Source organism: Pseudomonas sp. BF-B-30 (assembly GCF_019956305.1).
Classification (GTDB): Bacteria; Pseudomonadota; Gammaproteobacteria; order Pseudomonadales; family Pseudomonadaceae; genus Aquipseudomonas; species Aquipseudomonas jessenii.
In genome coordinates, this window is record NZ_JAHBDG010000013.1 from 61331 (window position 1) to 84363 (window position 23033).

The following is a 23033-nucleotide window of genomic DNA, read 5'->3' on the forward strand; positions in this document are numbered from 1 at the left end:
TATGTGGGATCTCATCAAGAACGGTCTTGAACACAACGGTCTGGTCACTGCATTCGCTTTCGTCGGCGTGATCATGTGGGTGTCGGTAGTGATCTCCAAACGCCTGACCTTCGGGCGTATCCACGGCTCGGCGATTGCCATCGTCATCGGCCTGGTACTGGCCTGGGTCGGCGGCACGATGACCGGCGGGCAAAAAGGCCTGGCGGACCTGACCCTGTTTTCCGGCATCGGGCTGATGGGCGGCGCCATGCTGCGGGACTTCGCCATCGTCGCCACGGCCTTCGAGGTGCAGGCCACGGAAGCGAAAAAGGCCGGCTTGATCGGCGTGATCGCGCTGCTGTTGGGCACGGTGCTGCCGTTTATTGTCGGCGCGTGCATGGCCTGGGCCTTCGGTTACCGCGATGCGGTGAGCATGACCACCATCGGTGCCGGGGCGGTGACCTACATTGTCGGGCCGGTGACCGGCGCGGCCATTGGCGCCAGTTCCGATGTGGTGGCGCTGTCGATTGCCACCGGTCTGATCAAGGCGATTCTGGTGATGGTCGGCACGCCGATGGCGGCGCGCTGGATGGGTCTGGATAACCCGCGCTCGGCGATGGTGTTTGGTGGGCTGGCCGGGACGGTCAGTGGCGTGACTGCCGGTTTGGCGGCGACGGATCGGCGCCTGGTGCCTTATGGCGCGCTGACCGCGACATTCCACACCGGGTTGGGCTGCTTGCTGGGGCCTTCGTTGTTGTACTTCATTGTTCGCGGGATTGTCGGCTAGGTTCAGGGGCTGAGTTGTCGGGTCCGACGCTTTCGCGAGCAAGCCCGCTCCCACATTTGGAATGCGGTCGAATGTGGGAGCGGGCTTGCTCGCGAAGGGCTCGACACGGTTTCAAGCCTGCCGATTGGCATACATCCGACACTCCGCCAGCAACGCCAGCAGATTCGGATCACGCTCCTTGGCTTTCAGGAACACCACGCCAATGTGCTGCTGCAACCGGTACTTTTCCTGCAACGGGATCAGCTTCACCCGGTTCTCGTACACCGCCGCAATCCGCCCCGGCAGCAACGCATAACCCACGCCCGAACTGACCATGCTCAGCAGGGTGAAAATGTCGTTGACCTGCATCGCCACCTTCGGTTCGAACCCTGCCTGCTCGAATACCCGCTTGCCGTCCTGATGGGTGGCGAAGCCCTGGGTCAGGGTGATGAAGGTTTCGTCGCGGACCTCGGCCAGGTCGACTTCGGTTCGCTGGGCAAACTTCGAGTCGGCGGGGGTGGCGAGGAAGATGTCGTCGGAAAACAGCGGGATCTGCTCGCAATCCGGGTCGTTGACACTGTCGTCCAGCGACACCAGGGCCGCATCGACTTCCATGTTCTTGAGCTTGTAGAGCAGGTCGATGTTGGAGCCCAGAATCAGGTCGATGTTGAGCTCGCTGCGGCGGATCTTCAAACCCATGATCAGTTGCGGCACGGTCTTGACCGTCAGTGAATACAGCGAGCCCAGCTTGAAACGTTCGGCGGAGAACCCGGCGGCTTCGCGGGTCAGGCGCACGCTTTCGACGACATCCTGAATCAGCTTCTGCGCCCGCTCTTCCAGCACATAAGCGCTTTCCAGCGGCGTCAGGCTGCGGCCTTCGTGCTTGAACAGGGGGCAGCGCAGGGCGCTTTCCAGGGAATGGATCGCCCGATGCACGCTGACGTTACTGGTCTGCAACTCGGCAGCGGCCCGCGCCAGGTTGCCGGTGCGCATGAAAGCCAGGAACACCTCGAGTTTTTTCAGGGTCAACTCTTCATCGATCAGCATGGGGCGGACTCTTTTTGGAATGACTCGATTGTGCCCAATTACTCCGGGCCCGTCGTACAGAAACATTGCGCTTTTACGCTTCAAGCCTGAGCCTTGCGCTCTGCGGTAACGAATTTCGAGGTGAGCAACGCATGTATCACGGGGAAAGACTGAACGCCTGGACGCATCTTGTCGGGGCCGTGGCGGCGTTTATCGGCGGGGTGTGGCTGATTGTGCTGGCCAGTCTCGACGGCAGTCCGTGGAAGATTGTCAGCATGGCGATCTACGCCTTTACCTTGCTGGTGCTCTACAGCTCTTCGACCGTGTACCACAGCGTGCGCGGGCGCAAGAAAGCGATCATGCAGAAGGTCGATCACTTTTCGATCTACCTGTTGATCGCCGGCAGCTACACGCCGTTCTGTCTGGTGACCCTGCGCGGGCCGTGGGGCTGGACGTTGTTCGGGATTGTCTGGGGACTGGCGCTGATCGGCATCCTGCAAGAGATAAAGCCGCGTTCGGAAGCGCGGATTCTGTCGATCGTGATTTATGCGGTGATGGGCTGGATTGTACTGGTGGCGGTCAAGCCGCTGCTCGCGGCGCTGGGCAGCGCCGGGTTTGCGTGGCTGGCATCGGGCGGCGTGCTGTACACCGTGGGGATTATCTTTTTTGCCCTCGATCATCGCCTGCGCCATGCCCACGGGATCTGGCATCTGTTCGTGATCGCCGGGAGTTTGCTGCACTTTGTGGCGATTTTGTTTTATGTCCTTTAAGGCTGTACCGGGACCAGGCGATCCAACTGCTCCCGGGCTCGACGGCTGAATACCTGCAACAGATCGTTCAAGGTGTGGGGCGGCGGTTCGGCGGCGCGTGTCACTGCGTACAGGGTGATGGGTAACGGCGGTGCCAGAGGGCGGATCGTTGTGGTGGCGGGAGAGGCGCCAAGGGCGGTGAACGGATCGATCACCGCCAGGCCCGCGCCAGATTCCACCATCGCCCGTGCCAGTGAGTAGGTTTGCACGGCGATGCGTACCCGGGGCGGGGGTTCGACCGCTTCCAGGTAACTGTCGAGCCGCGCGGCCAGCGGATCGGCGCTGGATAAACCGATCAGCGGCGCATCCGCCAGCGCCATCAGAGGCAACGGTTTGCCTGCATCTTCCTGAGGCCAGTAACCACTCGGCGCCAGCGCCACCAGCACGCCGGACGCCAGCGCCTGGGCCTTGAGCCCCGGGTGATCCGGGCGTTGCAGGGTCAGGGCGACATCCACTTCGCGCATCAACAGGTTCTGCACCAGTTCGCGACTGTGGGCGCTGGAGAGTTCGCAAACGATGTCCGGGTAACGCCCGGTCCATTCGTGAATGGCCGGTGGCAGCAATGACAGGGCCAGCGCCGGGGTGGCACCGATGCGCAGGCTATGGCCAGGTTCGCGGCGCAGGCTCTGCGCCAGGCGTCGTACGCCTTGCAGGCTTTCGCTGACCTTGTCCACTTCGCGCTCCAGCTCCAGCGCTTCCGGGGTTGCCTGCAACTTGCCGCGCACCCGCAGGAACAACGGGAAGCCCAATTGCTGCTCGGCGTGCTGCAACACCTTGCTCACCGCCGGCTGCGAGACATGCAGCAATTGCGCGGCGGCGCTGATTGAGCCGGTCTGGCGGATGGCCTGGAAAATCTCGATATGGCGAAGGCGCATGGCAAGTCCATAACCTTTGTTTATGGGTTTGCCATCTTTATGCATTGTTCAAGGTCTGTCACCTGGCTCTAACCTCGGTGTCGTCTTCACAACGGTTTTAAGGACGGACATGGCTCAGCGTGTGTGCATCATCGGTGGCGGCGTGATTGGCCTGGCAACGGCCTATGCGCTGGTGCGCGACGGTTTTGAGGTGACGGTGGTCGAGGCGCGGGACTCGCTGGGCAGCGAAACCAGCTTCGCCAACGGTGGCCAGTTGTCCTATCGCTATGTCGCGCCGCTGGCCGACGCCGGTGTGCCTTTGCAGGCCATCGGCTGGATGTTGCGCGGCGACTCACCGCTGAAGCTGCGCCCGCGCTTCGACCCGGCCCAGTGGCGCTGGATGGCGTCGTTCCTCGGCGCCTGCCGCCGCTCGGTCAACCGCGAGAACGCCGCGCACTTGCTGCGCCTGGCGTTGTTCAGCCAGGACACATTGAAGTCCTGGCGCGAGGATGATGGACTGGCGGGATTCCAGTGGCGGCGCAATGGCAAACTGGTGACTTTCCGCCAGAACAGCAGCTTCGAGCATGCGCGCCAAGGCTTGGCCGACCCGCAGCAACAGCAAGTGTTGTCGCCGGCCGAATGCGCGCAACTGGAACCGGCGCTGATCGATGCGCCCTTTGTCGGGGCAATCTACACCCCGGACGAAGAGGTTGGCGACTGCCACGGCTTCTGCCAGCAACTGGCCGCCCGGCTGCAAGCGTCCGGCCGTTGCGAGTTTCGACTCGGGCAAGCGGTGACCGGCATTCGCCACAGCAACGGTAGTGTCAACGCCATCGAACTGGGCGGGCAATTGCTGTCGGTCGATCAACTGGTGATCGCTGCCGGTCACCGCAGTCCGTTGTTGGCGCTACCCGGGCTGCAACTGCCGCTTTATCCGCTCAAGGGCTACAGCCTGACCGTGCCGATCGGTGCCGGTCACCGGGCACCGGACGTGAGCATCACCGACTACGACCGCAAGATCGTCTACGCCCGCATCGGTAAGCAATTGCGAGTGGCGGCGATGGTCGACATCGTCGGCTTCGACCCTGCTTTGGACCCCAAGCGTCTGGCGCTGATCAAGCGTCAGGCCCGTGACACCTTTCCAAATGCCGGCGCCTATGACGAAGCCGTCGAGTGGGCCGGCATGCGCCCGGCCACCCCCAGCGGCGTGCCGTTGCTGGGCGCGACGGCGTATCGCAACCTGTGGCTCAACCTCGGCCACGGCGCGCTGGGTTTCACCCTGGCATGCGGCAGCGGGCGCTTGCTCAGCGAGCTGATCGGCGAGCGCCGGCCTTCCATTGACCTTCAGGGTTTCAGCCACCGGGCTGCCTGAATACTGATTTTTGAAAAGGACACTGCAATGACCATTACCCGACTGCACAGCAACCCGCGCCTGTCTGGCGCCGTGACCTTTGGCGACCTGGTATTTCTCTCCGGGCAGGTGCCGGGCGATGCCCTGGATGCCACCGGCCAGACCCGCGAAGTGCTGGCGAAAATCGATACCTTGCTGGCGGAGGCGGGCAGCGACAAGGATCATCTGCTCAGCGCGACCATTTACCTGAAGAACATCACAGAGGATTTCGCCGCGATGAATGAGGTCTGGTCGGCCTGGCTATCGCCGGGGCAGGCACCGAGCCGCACCACCGTGCAGGCCGAACTGGCCCGCCCGCAGGTGCTGGTGGAAATCACAGTCATCGCTGTACGCGTCTGATAAACCAACACCCACAACGGAGAATAACAATGCAAAAAAACACGTTGCTCGCTTGTACGCTTGGCCTGTTGCTCGGCAGTCAGGTTCAGGCCAATGAAGCGCCGCTGACCGGCACCCTGAGCAAGATCGCCAGCGCCAACAGCATCACCCTGGGCTATCGCGATGCTTCGGTGCCGTTCTCCTACGTGGGTGATCACAGCGGCAAGCCGATGGGTTACTCGGTGGATCTGGCGGGCAAGATCGTCGAGCGCATCCAGCAGCAACTGGCGCTGCCGGACCTGAAGGTGAAGTACAACCTGGTGACCTCGCAGACCCGCATTCCACTGGTGCAGAACGGCACCGTGGACCTGGAGTGCGGCTCCACCGGCGTGACCGCCGAACGGCAGAAGCAGGTGGCGTTCTCCTATGGCTTCATCTATGTCAAAGGCCAGTTGCTGACCGCGAAGGACAGCGGGATCAAGAACTTCGCTGACCTGCGCGGCAAGAACGTGGTGACTACCGCCGGCACCACCAACGAGCGCTTCCTGAAAAGCTACAACGTCGATCACAAGATCGACATGTTCGTGATCAGCGCCAAGGACCACGGCGAAGCCTTCCAGATGCTGCAGTCGGGCCGGGCGGCGGCGTTCTACATGGACGACGCGCTGCTCTACGGTGAGCGCGCCAAGGCCAATGACCCGCACAAGTGGGTGGTGGTCGGGGAGGAGCAATCGCGGGAGATCTACAGCTGCATGGTGCGCAAGGACGATCCGCAGTTCCTGGCGCTGGTCAACGGCGCGTTGGCGGATCTGTACAGCTCGGGCGAGATCAATGGCATCTACAAACGCTGGTTCGAGCAGCCGATCCCGCCGAAGGGTTTGAACCTTGAGTTCCCGATGACCAGCGAACTCAAGGCGATCATTGCCAAACCGGTGAGTGATCCGGTGCAGTAGCAGCCAGATCGGCCTCTAGACCGTGTCGCGGCCATTCGCGAGCAAGCCCGCTCCCACATTGGAACGCATTCCCCTGTGGGAGCGGGCTTGCTCGCGAAGAGGCACTAGAAATCACCCCAGAGTTGCTGGGCCACCGCCAGTGCAACAACCGGCGCGGTTTCGGTGCGCAACACCCGTGGACCGAGGCGGGCGGCGTGGAAGCCGCCGGCCTTGGCCTGATCGACTTCGGCATCGGACAAACCACCCTCCGGGCCGATCAGGAATGCCAGATTTGAAGGTTTGGCGTGGCTCACCAACGGTTCGGCCACCGGGTGCAGCACCAGTTTCAAATCAGCTTGTGTCTGCTTCAACCAGTCAGTCAGCAACAGCGGCGGATGAATCACCGGCACCCTTGAACGCCCGCACTGTTCGCATGCGCTGATCGCCACCTGGCGCCAGTGCAGCAGGCGTTTGTCGGCGCGCTCGTCCTTGAGTCGGACTTCGCAGCGCTCGGTGAAGATCGGGGTGATTTCAGTGACGCCCAGTTCCGTGGCTTTCTGGATCGCCCAGTCCATGCGTTCACCCCGGGACAGGCCCTGGCCGAGATGGATTTGCAGCGGCGACTCGATCTGCCCGGCGAAGCTTTCATCGATCTGCACCACGACGCGCTTTTTGCCGACGTCGACCAGCCTGGCGCGAAACTCCTGGCCCGAACCGTCGAACAACTGCAACGCATCGCCCTCGGCCATGCGCAGCACGCGGCTGATGTAGTGGGCCTGGGCTTCGGGCAACTCGTGCTCGCCGATGCTCAGGGGGGCGTCGATGAAGAAACGGGACAGTCTCATGCTGGATCTCTGGAAAAATGTGAATCAGTGGAATCGGTGTCGCCTTCATTCGCGAGCAAGCCCGCTCCCACAGTTGACAGCGCATACCCTGTGGGAGCGGGCTTGCTCGCGAAGACGCCGGCCCGGACACCACAGAATCTCAACCGAGCGACTTAGCCCGGATCACGGAACCCCGGGTGGAAGTCCTTCGGCACCGCCACGCTAACGCTGTCACGGGTCGCGATGTCGATCCCTTCGCTGGCCACTTCGGCAAGGAAGTCGATCTGCTCCGGGGTGATCACATACGGCGGCAGGAAATACACCACGCTACCCAATGGACGCAGTAAGGCACCGCGCTCCAGGGCGTGCTGGAACACCTTCAGGCCGCGACGTTCCTGCCATGGCCAAGCCTCTTTGCTGGCCTTGTCCTTGACCATCTCGATGGCCAGCACCATGCCCGTCTGGCGCACTTCGGACACGTTCGGGTGGTCGACCAGATGCGCCGTCGACGTAGCCATGCGCTGCGCCAGGGCCTTGTTGTTCTCGATGACGTTGTCTTCTTCGAAGATGTCCAGGGTCGCCAGGGCCGCCGCGCACGCCAGCGGGTTGCCGGTGTAGCTGTGGGAGTGCAGGAAGGCGCGCAGGGTCGGGTAGTCGTCGTAGAAGGCGCTGTAGACCTCGTCGGTGGTCATGCACGCCGCCAGCGGCAGATAGCCGCCGGTCAGGGCTTTGGAAAGGCACAGGAAATCAGGGCGGATGCCGGCCTGTTCGCAGGCGAACATCGTCCCGGTGCGGCCGAAGCCGACGGCGATTTCGTCGTGGATCAGGTGCACGCCGTAGCGGTCGCAGGCTTCTCGCAGCAATTTGAGGTACACCGGGTGGTACATGCGCATGCCACCGGCGCCCTGGATCAGCGGCTCGACGATCACCGCCGCGACCGTGTCGTGGTTTTCGGCCAGGGTCTGCTCCATGGCCGCGAACATATTGCGCGAATGCTCTTCCCAGCTCATGCCCTCGGGGCGCAGGTAGCAATCCGGGCTCGGCACCTTGATGGTGTCCATCAACAGCGCTTTGTAGGTCTCGGTGAACAGCGGCACGTCACCCACCGACATCGCCGCCATGGTTTCGCCGTGGTAGCTGTTGGTCAGAGTGACGAAGCGCTTCTTGTTCGGCTGACCGCGATTGAGCCAGTAGTGAAAGCTCATTTTCAGCGCGACTTCGATGCAGGACGAGCCGTTATCGGCGTAGAAGCACCGGGTCAGGCCTTCCGGCGTCATCTTCACCAGACGCTCGGACAACTCGATCACCGGTTGATGACTGAAGCCGGCCAGGATCACATGTTCGAGCTGGTCGACCTGGTCCTTGATGCGCTGGTTGATCCGCGGGTTGGCGTGTCCGAACACATTGACCCACCAGGAGCTGACCGCATCGAGGTAGCGTTTGCCTTCGAAGTCTTCCAGCCACACGCCTTCCCCGCGCTTGATCGGGATCAGCGGCAGTTGTTCGTGATCTTTCATCTGGGTGCAGGGATGCCACAGCACGGCGAGATCGCGTTGCATCCACTGATTATTCAGGCCCATTTTCACTCTCCTGGAGGCGGTCCGTGACCAGCGCGGACAAACAATCGCGCAAGCCTATGCAATGCGTGCCACGGGGACAACCCATTGTGTCGAATCAGCTACTTTATCCAGGCCGATAGACGTTGCTGGCGGGCGTCTGAAGGCTGACGTATCCTTCGCGGCTCTTGAGCCGTCTGGCTCGCAAAAACTACTGTTTTCCTCGTGTAATTCCGGAGTTCGCTGAATGTCTGTCGGTTGGCTGCGCGCCTGTGCGCTGGTGATGTTGGGGCTGTTCAGCGTGTCTGCGCTGGCCAAGGATAAAACCGCGATCGTGATCGGCGGCGGCCTGTCGGGCCTGACTGCCGCATACGAGCTGCAGAACAAGGGCTGGCAGGTCACTCTGCTGGAAGCCAGATCTAGCCTGGGCGGTCGTTCCGGCATGGCCACCAGTGAGTGGATCGGCAATGACAAAGCTCAGCCGGTGCTGAACAAGTACGTCTCGAACTTCAAGCTGAGCACCACGCCGGCCCCTGAATTCGTGCGGACCCCAAGCTACCTGATCGATGGCGAGTATTTCTCCGCCGCCGATCTGGCGACCAAGCAGCCAGCCACCGCCGAGGCGCTCAAGCGTTTCGACAAGACCGTGGACGATCTGGCGCGCTCGATCGACGACCCGCTGAACCCGGCCGCCAACAACACCCTGCACGCGCTGGATCAGATCAACGTGTCGAGCTGGCTCGACAAGCAGAACCTGCCGGCCACCGCTCGCCAGTTGATCAACCAGCAGATTCGTACCCGCTACGATGAACCTTCGCGCCTGTCGCTGCTGTACTTCGCACAGCAGAGCCGCGTTTACCGTGGTGTCTCCGATCGTGACCTGCGTGCATCGCGCCTGGTCGGTGGCAGCCCGGTGCTGGCCCAGGCCCTGGTCAAGCAGCTGAAAACCATCAAGACCAGCTCCCCGGTCTCGGCGATCATCCAGGACAAGGATGGTGTGACCGTCAAAGTCGACAACGTCAGTTATAAGGCTGACTACGCCGTGCTGGCCGTGCCACTGCGCGCCCTGAACAAGATCCAGATGACCCCGGCGCTGGACGCCCAGCACCTGGCGGCGATCAAGGGTACCAACTACGGTTGGCGCGACCAGATCATGCTCAAGTTCAAGACGCCGGTGTGGGAAAGCAAGGCGCGCATGTCCGGCGAGATCTACAGCAACACCGGCCTGGGGATGTTGTGGGTCGAGCCTGCCCTGAAGGGCGGTGCCAACGTGGTGATCAACCTGTCCGGCGACAACGCCCGCGTCATGCAGGCGTTCGGCGACAAGCAGATGGCCGATCAGGTGCTGATTCGCCTGCACGCTTTTTATCCACAGGCCCGTGGTTCGTTCACCGGTTATGAAATCCGTCGCTATAGCACCGACCCGTCGACTGGCGGTGCCTACCTGGCCTTCGGCCCGGGCCAGATCAGCAAGTTCTGGCGCCTGTGGGAGCGCCCGATTCAGCGCGTAGCCTTCGCTGGCGAACACACCGACACCCTGTACCCAGGCACCCTGGAAGGCGCGCTGCGCACCGGTCAGCGTGCGGCCAGCCAGGTTGAAGACCTGGCAGCGGGCAAGTCGTTCGAACCGGCGAAAGTGGGTCCGGCCGCCGCAGCGGCGGGCGCTGGTGCGGTGGTGGCGAAGAAAGGCAATTTCTTCAGCAACCTGTTCGGCGGCTCGGATGACGAGAAGAAACCAGAGCCAGTCAAGGCACCTGAACCGGTAGCACCGGCAACTCCGGCACCTGCTCCAGCACCGGTTGCTGCACCGGCACCGGTCGAACCACCGAAGCCTGTGGCACCGGTGAAAACCGAGCGTGCGAAGAAGGCACCGGCCAAGGCCCCAGCCAAGACCGAAACGAAAAAAGCCCCGGCCAAGGCTCCGGTGAAGAAAGCCGAGACGGCGAAGAAGCCAGCGGCCAAACCTGCGACGGACACTGTGACCAAGGCTCAGTAACATTCAGGTGTAAAAAAAGCGCGACTCCAGGGTCGCGCTTTTTTTTGCCATCAAACATGAAGCATCCGGTTTGGCTGTGCGGTCCTACATGCTGCTGCGATGCATCAGAAGCTTCTCACAAAAAATTCGGAACTAAATGATAGCTGGCTCCAGATCTTTGGCTTTATGTTATCCAAATAACTGGAGGGCATATGAAAATACTAGCATTAATTATATTGATAGCGCTTTCCGGCTGTGTAAGCGGGCATTGGTTCCCTAAGTGGTACAGCTCTGAATTGGCCTATAAGTGCCAGATAAATCCGTATGATGCTGATTGTTTTCAGCCGCCTCCGGTTTTCCAAGGACCTAAGTAATCAAGGTGGTTACATAATTAGCGTGTGTCGAGATTCTACTGGAGATCCCAATGAAAAATTGGAATGCCACTGATTATTAACGTGGCCTTCTTTTTTGGAATACGCCCAGGGGCGAATCCAAAGCGCGCCCAGCATAGATTTGCCGTGCGTTGATCGTAAATGACTAGATTTCCGTCATCTTGCATGACCATACAAGCGTTGTACCAAAGCGATTTATCAGTGCTATGAGAGCTTTCAGCAATCCATAGACGCTTTCTGGAAGGGTCGTATAAGAAGCCATTATTGCTGATTACAAACTGCAGTCGCTGATTCATTCTTTTTTGATATAAGGTTTTACTATAAATTTGATTGGCATCCGCAACCCAAACTACAGCACCATTGTCGGTAATAACCATATTTCCGTCAGCTTGCAACACCAATCGAAATCGTCCATTTTCGGACATAAGGTACTGTCCTGCCGACATCATTTGATTGGGGGGGAGCACCTGCGAGCCGCTTGCTTGAAATGGAGTGTAAGTAATAGCCATGTTTTTTCCTTGTTCAATGAACTGTTGAGCCCACATTGAACCAAGTTCAACTACGGAAATGGCGATACATATGTATCGCTTTAATAAAAAAACCGTTGAAGGTTAGCGTGAAGCAGAAAAGGAAGCGGCAGCCATCAGGTGTCTGGATCGGGGAGGGCGGAGCCTGCCAGGACGGCACCGGTCAAAAATGTTGAATCGAAGAGCAGAGGGGCCACTGACACCAAGGCTCAGCAACGTTCAGGCGAAAAAAACGCGGCTCAAGGGCCGCGTTTTTTTTTCCTGGAGAAAAACCGGGACCAGAATCGAATAAACCTTTTGATACAGGTGTTCTCCGGTTTGTATTCACTTTTTCTCACAATTTTGCGTTTAATCTTTCCTTAACTCGCAGGCTTCAGACTCTTGATCGCATTTTTCGATATTTCAAAGCAAATTTTTCCGCTTTAATTCGATAGATAACTCGATAGTCTTGGGCCAGCACTTACAGGATCTAGGCAATGCAGCTACGTAACTCTACCTCCCGCTATGGCTGGGTCAGCATCTTCATGCACTGGGGCGTGGCCCTGGCCGTGTTCGGCTTGTTCGCCCTCGGGCTGTGGATGGTCGGGCTCGACTACTACAGCACCTGGCGCAAAGACGCGCCGGACCTGCACAAGAGCATCGGCCTGGTGTTGCTGGGTGTGATGGTGCTGCGGGTGTTTTGGCGCTTCATCAGCCCACCGCCGCCAACCTTGTCCAGCTACAGCCGCATGACGCGCCTGGGCGCCCATTTCGGCCATGGCTTTCTGTATCTCAGTCTGTTCGCTGTGATGATTGCCGGTTACCTGATTTCCACCGCAGAAGGTGTCGGTATCCCGGTGTTTGGCTGGTTTGAAGTGCCTGCGCTGGTGTCCGGACTGCCGGACCAGGCAGATACCGCCGGTGTGATTCACCTCTACCTGGCGTGGGTGCTGGTAATTTTTTCCGGCCTCCATGCGTTGGCAGCATTGAAGCACCACTTTATCGACCGTGATGTGACCCTCAAGCGAATGCTGGGTCGCAACGCCTGAAGTTCAACCTCGACTCCAAAGGAAAACAAAGCATGTTGAAAAAGACTCTGGCCGCTCTGGCAATCGGTTCCGCCCTGTTGTCCGCCGGTAACGCCATGGCCGCTGACTACGTGGTCGACAAAGAAGGCCAGCACGCCTTCGTTGACTTCAAGATCAGCCACCTGGGCTACAGCTTCATCACCGGTACTTTCAAGGACATCGACGGCAAGTTCAGCTTCGACGCTGCCAAGCCTGAAGACAGCAAGATCGAGTTCAACGTGAACACCGCCAGCGTTTTCACCAACAACGCCGAGCGTGACAAGCACATCTCCAGCAAAGACTTCCTGAACGCCAGCAAAGCCACGTTCGTTTCCACCAGCGTCAAACCCACCGGCAAAAACGCCGCTGGCAAGGACACTGCCGATGTAGCTGGTGACCTGACTATCCTCGGTGTAACCAAACCAATCGTGGTCAAGGCTACTTTCCTGGGTGAAGGCAAGGATCCATGGGGCGGCTACCGTGCAGGCTTCGAGGGTACTTTCAGCCTCAAGCGTTCCGACTTCGGCAAGCAGAAAGACCTGGGCCCATCGTCCGATGCGGTTGAGATGTACGTGACCTTTGAAGGTGTAAAAGCGAAGTAATGCTGAGACTGTAGGAGCGAGCCTGCTCGCGATAGACCTGAGAGCGCCGCGGAGCATCAGGCTTCCAGCGTTATCGTTGACGGCCATCGCGAGCAAGCTCGCTCCCACAGGTTTTTGCACTGATCAAAAAAATGCCCCGGACCTTTCGGTTCGGGGCATTTTTTTATTTCAGCGATAACTCAGCTGCTGAGACTGTAGGAGCGAGCCTGCTCGCGATAGACCTGAGAACGCCGCGGAGCATCAGGCTTCCAGCGTTATCGTTGACGACCATCGCGAGCAAGCTCGCTCCCACAGGTTTTTGCACTGATCAAAAAAATGCCCCGGCTCTTTCGAACCGGGGCATTTTTCATTGCAGCGATAACTCAGCGATTGCGGGTCAGCAGCGCTGGCTTCTCACCACGAGGACGGCTTGGCAGTTGATCCAGCTGCTCAGGTGTCGGGAAGCGATCCGCTTTCGACTCCTTGTGCATGATCTTCGGCGCCGGGCCACGCGGGTTCTGCACGGCAGGTTCCGAACGTGGCTGGTCGTCACGGGCCGGACGGCGATTGCGCGAATCTTCGCGACGGGCCTGGCCGTCGCGCGGTGCGCCACTGCGAGGGCCGTTACGCTTGGCTGGCGGAGTGCCGGTGCTGGCGCCATCGCTGTTGCGGGGACCGTTCTGGCGACCTTGTGGCTTGCCGGAACGTGGAGCCCCCGAACCCGCCGCGGTGCCTTGTGCCGGAGCACCTGGGCGACGGCCACGGCCTTGCGCGGGCTTCTGCTGCGGCACGTAGTCGACGCGGTTACCGAAGTTATCGATATCGTCGTCCAGGAACTCGTCCGGGGCGCGGTCAGCGGCGGCACGAGGAGGCTGCGACGGACGCTGTTCGCGAGCCGGAGTGCCTTCACGTGGTTTCTGCTGACGGGCCGGGCGCTCGCCGCGTTCGCCGGCCGGTTTTTCCTTGCCCTTGTCCTTGCCCTTGTCCTTGCCTTTGTCCTTGCGACCACCGCCGCCACCGCTGCCGTTCGGACCGTCGCCGCGCGGGCCACGTGGATTGCGCGGGTTGCGCATGTCCGGACGCTCGCGCACTTCAGGCTTTTCCGCCTCGATGGTGCTTGCATCGAAGCCCATCAGGTCGCCGTCGGCGATTTTCTGCTTGGTCATGCGTTCGATGCTTTTCAGCAGTTTTTCTTCGTCCGGGGCTACCAGCGAAATCGCCTCGCCCGAACGACCGGCACGGCCGGTACGGCCGATACGGTGTACGTAGTCTTCATCGACATTCGGCAGTTCGAAGTTGACCACATGTGGCAACTGGTCGATGTCCAGGCCGCGGGCGGCGATGTCGGTGGCCACCAGGATGCGCACAGTGCCGGCCTTGAAGTCGGCCAGGGCTTTGGTGCGGGCGTTCTGGCTCTTGTTGCCGTGGATCGCGACGGCGCTCAGGCCGTGCTTGTCCAGGTACTCGGCCAGGCGGTTGGCACCGTGCTTGGTGCGGGTGAACACCAGTACCTGTTCCCAGGCACCAGCGGTGATCAGGTGGGCCAGCAAGGCGCGCTTGTGGCTGGCCGGCAGGCGGAATACGCGCTGTTCGATACGCTCGACCGTGGTGTTTGGCGGCGTGACTTCGATGCGTTCCGGGTTGTGCAGCAGCTTGCCGGCGAGGTCGGTGATGTCCTTGGAGAAGGTCGCCGAGAACAGCAGGTTCTGGCGTTTGGCCGGCAGACGGGCCAGGACCTTTTTCACGTCATGGACGAAGCCCATGTCGAGCATGCGGTCGGCTTCGTCCAGCACGAGGATTTCCACGTGGGACAGATCGACGCTGCCTTGGCCGGCCAGGTCGAGCAGGCGGCCAGGGCAGGCCACCAGCACGTCTACGCCGCGGGACATGGCCTGAACCTGCGGGTTCATGCCGACACCGCCGAAGATGCAGGCGCTGACGAACTTCAGGTCACGGGCATAGACCTTGAAGCTTTCATGCACTTGCGCGGCGAGTTCGCGAGTCGGGGTCAGGACCAGTACGCGCGGTTGGCGCGGGCCGTGACGCTGGGACTTGTCCGGATGACCGTTGGGGAACAACCGCTCCAGGATCGGAAGGGCGAAACCGCCGGTTTTACCAGTACCTGTCTGTGCCGCGACCATCAGGTCGCGACCTTGCAACACGGCGGGAATGGCCCGCTGTTGCACCGGAGTAGGCTCGGTATAGCCCGCCGCCTCGATGGCGCGGACTAAAGCCTCGGAGAGACCGAGGGAAGCAAAGGACATGAGTAATCCTGTTCTAGTTAGGGCTTGGCCCAATGGGAGTCTTGCCTGGCGCGAATGGCGTTTAAGAGGACGCAATCCCGTCCGGTCCTGCTGGGTTTCGAAGGCTCGTCTGCAAGCGCTCGCGCGGGCTGAAAGCTGCGCAGTAGCGGGGTTGAGATGCCTTTAACGATTCCGAGCGTCCGGGCGTGAGCCTGGCGGGAAGGCCGGAGTATAACAGAGCTATCACTGCGCGCCGCTTTCCTGCTGCTCAACGGTTTTTTCCGCGGCGGCCGTGGCCTTTTCAGACTTCACGCTGGCTGCCGGTTCCGCGCCGTAGCGGGCGCTCAGTTCAGCGTAGGCGGGCTCGCGCTTGAAGCGCTTGAGTTCGGCGCCGAAACGCTGCACCAGCAGATCCATGCCCGCATTGCGCCGCACCGCGAGAAACTGACTTTGCTGGCTGATGACCGTGGGGTTTTCGGTGATCTTGTCGCGGATGCCCAGTTCGTCGAGCAAATGCTGGCCGACCCGGCGGTCGGTGATCAGCAGGTCAATTCGCCCGCGTACCAGTTTGCCGAAGTTGGCTTCATGGGTGGGGGCCGGCTCGCGGGTGAACAGCGTCGAATCGCTGAAGTCCTTGCTGTACAGGTAACCCGGCGAGGTGCCGATGGTCAGGCCGCGCAAGTCATCGAGGCTGCGAAACGGGTGGGGCCGGTCATTGGCGTAGAACATCACGAACTGGACTTCCGAGAGCGGTTCGCTGGGGTAGAGCAGCGTCGCTTCGCGTTCGTCGCTGTGAAAGATGTCCAGGGCGCCGTCGGCCTGGCCTGTTTCAAGCATCGACAAGCAGCGTTTCCATGGCAGGAATTGCCACTCCACTTCGATGCCCAGGCGCTTGAAGACAATGGCGGTGGTTTCGTAGTCCAGGCCCAGGGATTTGCCGTTGTCTTCGTACACATAGGGCGCCCAAGGCTCCGTGACAATGCGCAGCTTCTCGCCCCGGGCGGCGAAGCTCAGGCAAGTGAAGACAAGCACGGCGATTAACTGCGTGATCAAAGGCATAGGCTGAGATTACGACGAGAAACCGGAAAGAGCCAGAAACTGACCGCAGATGCTCTAACTCCGTGGATTGCCGCACATTAATAGTGCGTTGAAAGCAAAAAGATCGCAGCCTGCGACAGCGCCTACGGGATTTGACATTCCGTTGTAGGCGCTGCCGCAGGCTGCGATCTTTTAATCGTGCTTCAACGACTTTTTAACGCGGCAACTTCAGGTTGTTCCACACCGCCAGGCTCGCTTCAGCCTGGTTCAGCGTGTAGAAGTGCAGCCCTGGAGCGCCACCCTGCAGCAGTTGTTCGCACATCTCGGTGATGACCTGTTCGCCAAAGCGCTGAATGCTCTGGGTGTCGTCGCCATAGGCTTCCAGTTGCTTGCGGATCCAGCGCGGGATTTCCGCACCGCAGGCATCGGAGAAGCGCGCCAGCTTGCTGTAGTTGGTGATCGGCATGATGCCCGGCACGATCGGGATGTTCACGCCCAGCGCCCGCACGCGTTCGACGAAGTAGAAATAGCAGTCGGCGTTGAAGAAGTACTGGGTGATCGCACTGTCGGCGCCAGCGTTGGCCTTGCGCACGAAGTTGGCCACATCGTCTTCGAAATTGCGCGCTTGCGGATGCATTTCCGGGTAAGCGGCGACTTCGATGTGGAAATGATCACCAGTTTCTTCACGAATGAATTCAACCAGGTCATTGGCGTGGCGCAACTCACCGCTGGCCATGCCCATGCCCGAAGGCAGGTCACCGCGCAGGGCGACGATACGCTTGATGCCGGCAGCCTTGTACTGGGCCAGCAGGCCGCGCAGGTCGTCCTTGCTATCACCCACGCAGGACAGGTGCGGAGCGGCAGGGATTTTGACTTCGCTTTCGAGCTGCAGCACGGTGTTCAGCGTGCGATCGCGGGTCGAACCGCCGGCGCCGTAGGTGCAGGAGAAGAAATCGGGGTTGTAGATGGCCAACTGGCGAGCAGTGGCGAGCAGCTTTTCATGCCCAGCATCGGTCTTCGTAGGGAAGAACTCGAAGCTGTAGCGACGATCTTGGGACATGGTCATATCCTTGGAAACTCATAAGGCGGACGCTGGCCCCCTGTAGGAGCGAGCTTGCTCGCGAAAAACATCAAGGCAACGCGTTCATCCAGGCAACACGCGTTATCGTTGACGTCCATCACGAGCGAGCTCGCTCCTACACAGGAAAAGCCGGTCTATCAGTAGCGGTAGGCGTGCGGCTTGAACGGACCTTCAACGGTCACGCCGATGTAGTCGGCCTGGGTCTTGGTCAGTTGAGTCACTACGCCGCCGAAGCCACGGACCATTTCCAGGGCCACTTCTTCGTCGAGTTTTTTCGGCAGTACTTCAACGGTCAGGCGCTCGGCTTTCTGGGCTGGCGACAGGTCGGCGTACTTCTGGCCGAACAGGAAGATCTGGGCCAGAACCTGGTTGGCGAACGAACCGTCCATGATACGGCTCGGGTGGCCGGTGGCGTTACCCAGGTTAACCAGACGGCCTTCGGCCAGCAGGATCAGGTAGTCGTCGTTCTGTGGGTCGAAATCGCCAGCGCCGGTACGGTGGATCTTGTGAACCTGCGGCTTCACTTCTTCCCATGCCCAGTTCTTGCGCATGAAAGCGGTGTCGATTTCGTTGTCGAAGTGGCCGATGTTGCAGACAACGGCACGCTTCTTCAGGGCCTTGAGCATGTTCGAGTCGCAAACATTGACGTTACCGGTGGTGGTCACGATCAGGTCGATCTTGCCCAGCAATGCCTTGTCGATGCTTGCTTCAGTTCCGTTGTTGATACCGTCGATGAACGGCGAAACCACTTCGAAACCGTCCATGCAGGCTTGCATGGCGCAGATCGGGTCGACTTCGGAAACCTTGACGATCATGCCTTCCTGACGCAGGGACTGGGCCGAACCCTTGCCCACGTCGCCGTAGCCGATGACCAGCGCTTGCTTGCCGGACAGCAGGTGGTCGGTGCCGCGCTTGATCGCATCGTTCAGGCTGTGACGGCAGCCGTACTTGTTGTCGTTCTTGCTCTTGGTCACCGAGTCGTTGACGTTGATGGCCGGGATTTTCAGCTCGCCCTTGGCCAGCATGTCCAGCAGGCGGTGAACGCCGGTGGTGGTTTCTTCGGTCACGCCGTGGACGCGGTCCAGGACCTGTGGGTACTTCTTGTGCAGCAGCTCGGTCAGGTCACCGCCGTCGTCGAGGATCATGTTGGCATCCCAAGGCGCGCCATCTTTGAGGATGGTCTGCTCCAGGCACCACTCGTACTCTTGTTCGGTTTCACCTTTCCAGGCGAAAACCGGGATGCCGGCAGCGGCGATGGCAGCAGCAGCCTGGTCCTGAGTCGAGAAAATGTTGCAGGACGACCAGCGTACTTCGGCACCCAGGGCAACCAGGGTTTCAATCAGCACGGCAGTCTGAATGGTCATGTGGATGCAGCCGAGGATCTTCGCGCCCTTGAGCGGTTGCTCGGCGGAATACTTGTTGCGCAGACCCATCAGGGCTGGCATTTCGGACTCGGCGATGATGGTTTCGCGGCGGCCCCAGGCAGCCAGGGACATGTCGGCAACTTTGTAATCGTTAAAATCTGCAGGCGTGATAACAGCGCTCATGAAGAGCCTCCATTCGTAATGTATGCGAATGGGCGCCGTTGTGCGTTTAGTGTCCAGCCAGTGAAGGCCAGGCAACGCCCCATCCGAGCCTGACAGGTCAAACCTGCTGCAGCGCCCCTCGGACAGGTGGCGGGAAACGGTAGCAATTGAAGATGACCGTTTTGAAACGGTGGCGATTATAGCGGGCTATGCCGATCTTCCAAAGCGTTTCTGTCGGTCAATGTCCGAACGGTAATCGAGACCATAGACGATGCTCAATAGAGCTCTAGGTCGGGCTCTGCCATGATGGTAGGCATCATTCGGCAAGACGCTCAGGAGTGAACATGAATTTCCACACCCGCAAATGGGTAAAACCCGAAGACCTCAACCCTAACGGTACGCTGTTCGGCGGTAGCCTGCTGCGCTGGATCGACGAAGAGGCGGCGATCTACGCCATCGTTCAGTTGGGCAACCAGCGTGTGGTCACCAAGTACATTTCAGAAATCAATTTCGTCAGCGCCTCGCGCCAGGGTGACATCATCGAACTGGGCATCACGGCGACCGAGTTCGGTCGCACTTCGATCACCCTGACGTGCGAGGTGCGCAACAAGATCACCCGCAAGAGCATCCTCACCGTTGAAAAAATGGTGTTCGTGAACCTCGGTGAAGACGGCTTGCCGGCGCCTCACGGCCGGACCGAGATCAGGTACGTCAAGGACCAGTTCAAGGACGACGCCAGCGTGTAGGAGCGAGCCTGCTCGCGATGGTCGTTAACGATAACACTGGGTACCTGACACCCAGTGGTGCTCTCAAGTCCATCGCGAGCATGCGCGCTCCTACAGAACGGAATCCCCGCTGCACATGTCATAGCTGAATAGCCCGCCACCGGTTGCGCATCCCATGAACTCGGCACAAGACGGCAAGACCCCGAACCTTTCGGCGCAAGAAGAGCACGAAGTCGAAAAGAGCCAGCCACCCCGTGCCGCGGTGCTGCACGAGATCATCCGTACCCAGGGCGACCAGGAACTGGAGCGCAGCATTGCCGCGTTGTGGTGGTCGGCGCTTGCGGCGGGGTTGACCATGGGTCTGTCGCTGATGGGCATGGGCTTGCTCAATTCACGTCTTCCGGATGGCGAAGGATTCAAGGTGATCGCGAGTTTCGGTTATTGCGCCGGTTTCCTCGCGGTGATCCTCGCTCGTCAGCAACTGTTCACCGAAAACACCCTGACTGCCGTGTTGCCGGTAATGACCAAACCGACGCTGGCCAACTTCGGCCGGCTGCTACGGCTGTGGACGGTGGTGCTGATCGGCAACCTCTGTGGCACCTTGCTGGTGGCGTACGTGATGCTGGAACTGCCGATTTTCGACAGCAAGACCGATGTCGCCTTCCTCGATATCGGCCGCAAGGTCATGGAAAACCACGCCAGCCAGATGTTCGCCAAGGGCATCATTTCCGGATGGATGATCGCCACCATGGTCTGGATGATCCCGTCCATGGAGAGCGCCAAGATGTGGATCATCATCCTCATCACCTACCTCATGGCGCTGGGGGATTTCACCCACATCGTGGTCGGTTCGCTGGAGGTTTCGTATCTGGTATTTGCCGGCGAGTTACCGTGGAGTGATTTCTGGCTGGTGTTCGCCGGGCCGACGCTGGCGGGGAACATCATCGGTGGCAGTTTTATTTTCGCGCTGATCAGCCATGCGCAGATTCGCAGCGAAAGCGGGCCGCCGAAAAAATCTACGGATCAGAGCGAAGCGCCTGATCCGCAGAAAATCAAAAAACCATCAAGCTGATCCTCAGCCCACCGCATCAAGCGCAGCCGCACCGCGACGCTGGCGATAGATGAAGAACAGTGCGGTCAACACGGTCAGACCGCTGACCAGTGCACCGGTCCAGGGCAGGTCCGCCAGATCGGCGCCGCTGGCCACAACCAGCCCGCCAATCCATGCCCCGGCGGCGTTGCCGAGGTTGAAGGCGCTCTGGTTCAAGGTCGAACCCAGGTTTGGTGCCTCAAAGGCTTGATCGATGATCAGCAGTTGCAGGATCGGGCACAAGGCAAAGGCAAACGTCCCCCACAACACCAGTGTGATGGCCGCCGGGATGACCGAGTGACTGGTTTGCGTGAATGCCGCCAGTACCACCAGCACCGCCAGCGCCATGCCCACCAGCGAAGGCAGCAAGCGGCTGTCCGCCAGGCGACCACCGAGCATGCTGCCGGCGGTCAAGCCCACGCCGAACAACAGCAGCATGATGGTGACGCCGTGGGGGCTGACACCGGTGATGTCCTGCAGGATCGGCGCAATGTAAGTGAACACACTGAACAGGCTGGTCGAGGACAGTACACTCATGCCCAGGGCCAGCAGTACGTTGGCCTTGCCCAGTACCTTGAACTCGCTGGCCAGGTTGGCTTTATCCATCGCGATGTTTTTCGGCAGCCAGACCCATTGCGCAATCGCCGCCAGCACCCCGATCACCGACACCGCCCAGAAGGTCGAGCGCCAGCCTGCGTATTGCCCGAGTGCGGTACCCAGTGGCACGCCGAGCACGTTGGCCAGGGTCAGGCCGGTGAACATCATGGCAATCGCCTGAGCCCTTTTGTTGGGGGCCACCAGCCCGGCGGCCACCACCGAACCAATGCCGAAAAATGCGCCGTGGCACAGTGCCGTGATCACGCGCGCGGCCATCAGCGTGGCGTAGTTTGGCGCCAGCGCGCAGAGCATGTTACCGAGGATGAACATCAGCGTCATGCCCAACAGCGTGGCCTTGCGCGGCATATTGGCGGTGCCGACCGCGAGGATCGGTGCACCGAACACCACGCCCAGGGCGTAGCCGGTGATCAGTAATCCGGCGTCGGGAATGCTCACGCCGAGGTCGCGGGCGACATCGGGCAAAAGACCCATGATGACGAATTCGGTGGTGCCGATGCCGAAGGCGGCAACGGCGAGGGCAAGCAAAGCGAGTGGCATGCGCAAGGTCTCTGTCGGTAGTCTTGACGCTGTGATCAGGCATACGCAGGCCGACGACCGTTCTCGACGAGAGCGGGCCGGGCAGGATTTTTATTGGAATTAGTGTGTGCGCAACTGAGTGCGGCGTGGTCGCTTGCAGTATAAACAGACACTGAAATATGGCGAATCAATTCTCTACCTGGCCCCTGTAGGAGCGAGCTCGCTCGCGATGGACGTGAACGATGACGGGTGCTCTCTGATTGAGCGCGTTGTCCTCACGTTTTTCGCGAGCAAGCTCGCTCCTACAGGGATTGTGGAGACAACAAAAGGAGTAGGCCGTGCTTGCGACGGCGTTGGTGTTGGTGGCGGCGCTGTTGCATGCGGCGTGGAATACCCTGATCAAGTTCAGTGCGGAGCGGCTGTTGGTGGTGGCCTGCATGGACAGCGTGGCGCTGCTCTTTGTCGTGCTGATGCTGCCGTTCCTAAGCATGCCGCCACTGGAGATCTGGCCGTGGATCCTGGCGTCGGCGGCGTTCGAGTTGCTCTATCGCTATTTGCTGATCCAGGCCTATCGGGTCGGCGACCTCGGGCTGGTCTATCCATTGATGCGCGGCCTGTCACCGTTGGTGGTGCTGGCGCTGACGCTGATCTTTGCCGGGGAAGTGCTGACCCATCAGCAGATTTTCGGAATCCTGCTGATCCCGTTCGGCATGCTGTGCCTGCTCTGGCAGGGCGGTGGCGGTGCGCGTTTGCCCTGGTCGATGTTACCGGTGGTGGCGCTGATCGGCCTGTGCATCGGTTGCTACACCTACATTGACGGGCAGGCATTGCGGCGCTGGTCCCATCCACTGGACTATCTGGTCTGGGTCACCTTGCTCAGTGCCTGGCCGTTTCCGCTGTTGGCGTTGGTGCGCAAACGACCCGCGTTCATGTTGTTCTGGCGCGAGCAGTGGCGACTGGGCCTGGCCGTCGGGTTCTGCGTGCTGTTCAGCTACGCTCTGGTGCTGTGGGCGATGCAGCTGGGCTCGATTGCAGAAGCGGCGGCGTTGCGCGAGATCAGCGTAATTCTGGTGGTGCTGTTTGGCATGCGTTACCTGAAAGAGCCTTTTGGCGGGCCGCGCCTCTTGGCCTGTGGGCTGGTGCTGATTGGTATATTGGTCATGAAATTTTGACTGTTCTGAAACGTGAAGAAGGGACTGC

21 protein-coding genes and 1 riboswitch are annotated in these 23033 nt (G+C 60.3%); of the genes, 11 read left to right on the forward strand and 10 right to left on the reverse strand.

Annotated elements, in window-relative coordinates; translation table 11 throughout:
• The first annotated feature begins 1 nt into the window (after position 1).
• Positions 2–766, forward strand: a complete 765-nt coding sequence (gene madM / locus KGB29_RS09385) for a malonate transporter subunit MadM (protein ID WP_085716398.1) — start codon at positions 2–4, stop codon at positions 764–766.
• 111 nt (positions 767–877) lie between these two features.
• Here the strand turns inward: madM and KGB29_RS09390 are convergent, their stop codons facing one another.
• Entirely contained in the window at positions 878–1792 is a 915-nt protein-coding gene (locus KGB29_RS09390) for a LysR substrate-binding domain-containing protein (protein WP_057712939.1), read from the reverse strand.
• Positions 1793–1923: 131 nt separating this feature from the next.
• Here KGB29_RS09390 and trhA point away from each other — a divergent pair, with 131 nt between their 5' ends.
• Complete coding sequence (trhA, locus tag KGB29_RS09395; RefSeq protein ID WP_150815076.1) at positions 1924–2541, forward strand: PAQR family membrane homeostasis protein TrhA; 618 nt, start codon at positions 1924–1926, stop codon at positions 2539–2541.
• Here the strand turns inward: trhA and KGB29_RS09400 are convergent.
• Positions 2538–3455 carry a LysR family transcriptional regulator gene (locus KGB29_RS09400; protein ID WP_102672868.1) on the reverse strand — a complete coding sequence of 306 codons (918 nt, stop codon included), beginning with the start codon at positions 3453–3455 and terminating at the stop codon, positions 2538–2540. The two genes, trhA and KGB29_RS09400, sit on opposite strands and share 4 nt — an antisense overlap.
• Before the next feature lie 109 nt (positions 3456–3564).
• Between KGB29_RS09400 and KGB29_RS09405 the strand changes: the two genes are divergently transcribed.
• From KGB29_RS09405 to KGB29_RS09415, 3 genes are read left to right on the forward strand one after another with little or no spacing between them, the layout of a single operon-like run.
• Complete coding sequence (locus KGB29_RS09405) at positions 3565–4806, forward strand: D-amino acid dehydrogenase (protein ID WP_150815075.1); 1242 nt, start codon at positions 3565–3567, stop codon at positions 4804–4806.
• A 27-nt stretch (positions 4807–4833) separates the two neighbouring features.
• Positions 4834–5184, forward strand: coding sequence for a RidA family protein (locus tag KGB29_RS09410; protein ID WP_150815074.1), 351 nt, complete (start codon positions 4834–4836; stop codon positions 5182–5184).
• 29 nt (positions 5185–5213) lie between these two features.
• The gene (locus KGB29_RS09415; RefSeq protein WP_057712944.1) at positions 5214–6116 is read left to right on the forward strand and encodes a transporter substrate-binding domain-containing protein; all 903 of its coding nucleotides are present in this window, start codon (positions 5214–5216) and stop codon (positions 6114–6116) included.
• A gap of 104 nt (positions 6117–6220) precedes the next feature.
• Here the strand turns inward: KGB29_RS09415 and KGB29_RS09420 are convergent, their stop codons facing one another.
• A complete protein-coding gene (locus KGB29_RS09420; RefSeq protein ID WP_150815073.1) occupies positions 6221–6940 on the reverse strand; it encodes a 16S rRNA (uracil(1498)-N(3))-methyltransferase in 720 nt (239 codons plus the stop codon).
• A gap of 152 nt (positions 6941–7092) precedes the next feature.
• Positions 7093–8499, reverse strand: a complete 1407-nt coding sequence (locus tag KGB29_RS09425; protein ID WP_057712946.1) for an adenosylmethionine--8-amino-7-oxononanoate transaminase — start codon at positions 8497–8499, stop codon at positions 7093–7095.
• A 223-nt stretch (positions 8500–8722) separates the two neighbouring features.
• Here KGB29_RS09425 and KGB29_RS09430 point away from each other — a divergent pair, with 223 nt between their 5' ends.
• Positions 8723–10471: a flavin monoamine oxidase family protein gene (locus KGB29_RS09430; RefSeq protein ID WP_150815202.1), complete on the forward strand. Its 1749-nt coding sequence runs from the start codon at positions 8723–8725 to the stop codon at positions 10469–10471.
• A 388-nt stretch (positions 10472–10859) separates the two neighbouring features.
• Here KGB29_RS09430 and KGB29_RS09435 read toward each other — a convergent pair whose 3' ends face one another.
• Positions 10860–11351, reverse strand: coding sequence for a hypothetical protein (locus KGB29_RS09435; protein WP_150815201.1), 492 nt, complete (start codon positions 11349–11351; stop codon positions 10860–10862).
• Positions 11352–11845: 494 nt separating this feature from the next.
• Between KGB29_RS09435 and KGB29_RS09440 the strand changes: the two genes are divergently transcribed.
• Positions 11846–12397, forward strand: coding sequence for a cytochrome b (locus tag KGB29_RS09440; protein ID WP_150815200.1), 552 nt, complete (start codon positions 11846–11848; stop codon positions 12395–12397).
• A gap of 32 nt (positions 12398–12429) precedes the next feature.
• Positions 12430–13017, forward strand: a complete 588-nt coding sequence (locus KGB29_RS09445; protein WP_150815199.1) for a YceI family protein — start codon at positions 12430–12432, stop codon at positions 13015–13017.
• A gap of 362 nt (positions 13018–13379) precedes the next feature.
• On the opposite strand, the gene KGB29_RS09450 is transcribed toward KGB29_RS09445, so the two are convergent.
• From KGB29_RS09450 to ahcY, 4 genes are all read right to left on the reverse strand, one after another.
• Positions 13380–15260 (reverse strand): DEAD/DEAH box helicase, encoded by a 1881-nt coding sequence (locus tag KGB29_RS09450; protein ID WP_223616398.1) that lies wholly within the window; start codon positions 15258–15260, stop codon positions 13380–13382.
• A 222-nt stretch (positions 15261–15482) separates the two neighbouring features.
• Positions 15483–16298 (reverse strand): substrate-binding periplasmic protein, encoded by an 816-nt coding sequence (locus KGB29_RS09455; RefSeq protein WP_150815198.1) that lies wholly within the window; start codon positions 16296–16298, stop codon positions 15483–15485.
• 193 nt (positions 16299–16491) lie between these two features.
• Positions 16492–17337 (reverse strand): methylenetetrahydrofolate reductase [NAD(P)H], encoded by an 846-nt coding sequence (gene metF / locus KGB29_RS09460; protein ID WP_150815197.1) that lies wholly within the window; start codon positions 17335–17337, stop codon positions 16492–16494.
• A gap of 158 nt (positions 17338–17495) precedes the next feature.
• Entirely contained in the window at positions 17496–18905 is a 1410-nt protein-coding gene (gene ahcY / locus KGB29_RS09465) for an adenosylhomocysteinase (RefSeq protein WP_090451894.1), read from the reverse strand.
• A gap of 23 nt (positions 18906–18928) precedes the next feature.
• Positions 18929–19031: riboswitch (S-adenosyl-L-homocysteine riboswitch) on the reverse strand.
• A gap of 197 nt (positions 19032–19228) precedes the next feature.
• Here ahcY and KGB29_RS09470 point away from each other — a divergent pair.
• Both KGB29_RS09470 and KGB29_RS09475 read left to right on the forward strand, forming a co-directional pair.
• A complete protein-coding gene (locus KGB29_RS09470; protein WP_150815196.1) occupies positions 19229–19630 on the forward strand; it encodes an acyl-CoA thioesterase in 402 nt (133 codons plus the stop codon).
• Positions 19631–19784: 154 nt separating this feature from the next.
• Positions 19785–20681 carry a formate/nitrite transporter family protein gene (locus KGB29_RS09475; RefSeq protein WP_150815195.1) on the forward strand — a complete coding sequence of 299 codons (897 nt, stop codon included), beginning with the start codon at positions 19785–19787 and terminating at the stop codon, positions 20679–20681.
• A gap of 3 nt (positions 20682–20684) precedes the next feature.
• Here the strand turns inward: KGB29_RS09475 and KGB29_RS09480 are convergent, their stop codons facing one another.
• Positions 20685–21854 carry an MFS transporter gene (locus KGB29_RS09480; protein WP_150815194.1) on the reverse strand — a complete coding sequence of 390 codons (1170 nt, stop codon included), beginning with the start codon at positions 21852–21854 and terminating at the stop codon, positions 20685–20687.
• Between the two features lie 317 nt (positions 21855–22171).
• On the opposite strand from KGB29_RS09480, the gene KGB29_RS09485 reads away from it, so the two are divergent.
• On the forward strand, positions 22172–23005 hold the full coding sequence (locus tag KGB29_RS09485; protein WP_090451887.1) for an EamA family transporter: 834 nt from the start codon (positions 22172–22174) through the stop codon (positions 23003–23005).
• Positions 23006–23033: the final 28 nt, after the last annotated feature.

What these genes read in the sequence shown, in the direction of transcription:
- KGB29_RS09445 (WP_150815199.1), top strand. Translation starts at nt 12,430, where the DNA reads ATGTTGAAAAAGACTCTGGCCGCTCTGGCAATCGGTTCCGCCCTGTTG.
- KGB29_RS09435 (WP_150815201.1), bottom strand. Translation starts at nt 11,351, where the DNA reads ATGGCTATTACTTACACTCCATTTCAAGCAAGCGGCTCGCAGGTGCTC.
- KGB29_RS09450 (WP_223616398.1), bottom strand. Translation starts at nt 15,260, where the DNA reads ATGTCCTTTGCTTCCCTCGGTCTCTCCGAGGCTTTAGTCCGCGCCATC.
- trhA (WP_150815076.1), top strand. Translation starts at nt 1,924, where the DNA reads ATGTATCACGGGGAAAGACTGAACGCCTGGACGCATCTTGTCGGGGCC.
- KGB29_RS09415 (WP_057712944.1), top strand. Translation starts at nt 5,214, where the DNA reads ATGCAAAAAAACACGTTGCTCGCTTGTACGCTTGGCCTGTTGCTCGGC.
- KGB29_RS09430 (WP_150815202.1), top strand. Translation starts at nt 8,723, where the DNA reads ATGTCTGTCGGTTGGCTGCGCGCCTGTGCGCTGGTGATGTTGGGGCTG.
- madM (WP_085716398.1), top strand. Translation starts at nt 2, where the DNA reads ATGTGGGATCTCATCAAGAACGGTCTTGAACACAACGGTCTGGTCACT.
- KGB29_RS09400 (WP_102672868.1), bottom strand. Translation starts at nt 3,455, where the DNA reads ATGCGCCTTCGCCATATCGAGATTTTCCAGGCCATCCGCCAGACCGGC.
- KGB29_RS09470 (WP_150815196.1), top strand. Translation starts at nt 19,229, where the DNA reads ATGAATTTCCACACCCGCAAATGGGTAAAACCCGAAGACCTCAACCCT.
- KGB29_RS09405 (WP_150815075.1), top strand. Translation starts at nt 3,565, where the DNA reads ATGGCTCAGCGTGTGTGCATCATCGGTGGCGGCGTGATTGGCCTGGCA.
- KGB29_RS09420 (WP_150815073.1), bottom strand. Translation starts at nt 6,940, where the DNA reads ATGAGACTGTCCCGTTTCTTCATCGACGCCCCCCTGAGCATCGGCGAG.
- KGB29_RS09390 (WP_057712939.1), bottom strand. Translation starts at nt 1,792, where the DNA reads ATGCTGATCGATGAAGAGTTGACCCTGAAAAAACTCGAGGTGTTCCTG.
- KGB29_RS09440 (WP_150815200.1), top strand. Translation starts at nt 11,846, where the DNA reads ATGCAGCTACGTAACTCTACCTCCCGCTATGGCTGGGTCAGCATCTTC.
- KGB29_RS09410 (WP_150815074.1), top strand. Translation starts at nt 4,834, where the DNA reads ATGACCATTACCCGACTGCACAGCAACCCGCGCCTGTCTGGCGCCGTG.
- ahcY (WP_090451894.1), bottom strand. Translation starts at nt 18,905, where the DNA reads ATGAGCGCTGTTATCACGCCTGCAGATTTTAACGATTACAAAGTTGCC.
- metF (WP_150815197.1), bottom strand. Translation starts at nt 17,337, where the DNA reads ATGTCCCAAGATCGTCGCTACAGCTTCGAGTTCTTCCCTACGAAGACC.
- KGB29_RS09425 (WP_057712946.1), bottom strand. Translation starts at nt 8,499, where the DNA reads ATGGGCCTGAATAATCAGTGGATGCAACGCGATCTCGCCGTGCTGTGG.
- KGB29_RS09455 (WP_150815198.1), bottom strand. Translation starts at nt 16,298, where the DNA reads ATGCCTTTGATCACGCAGTTAATCGCCGTGCTTGTCTTCACTTGCCTG.
- KGB29_RS09475 (WP_150815195.1), top strand. Translation starts at nt 19,785, where the DNA reads ATGAACTCGGCACAAGACGGCAAGACCCCGAACCTTTCGGCGCAAGAA.
- KGB29_RS09480 (WP_150815194.1), bottom strand. Translation starts at nt 21,854, where the DNA reads ATGCCACTCGCTTTGCTTGCCCTCGCCGTTGCCGCCTTCGGCATCGGC.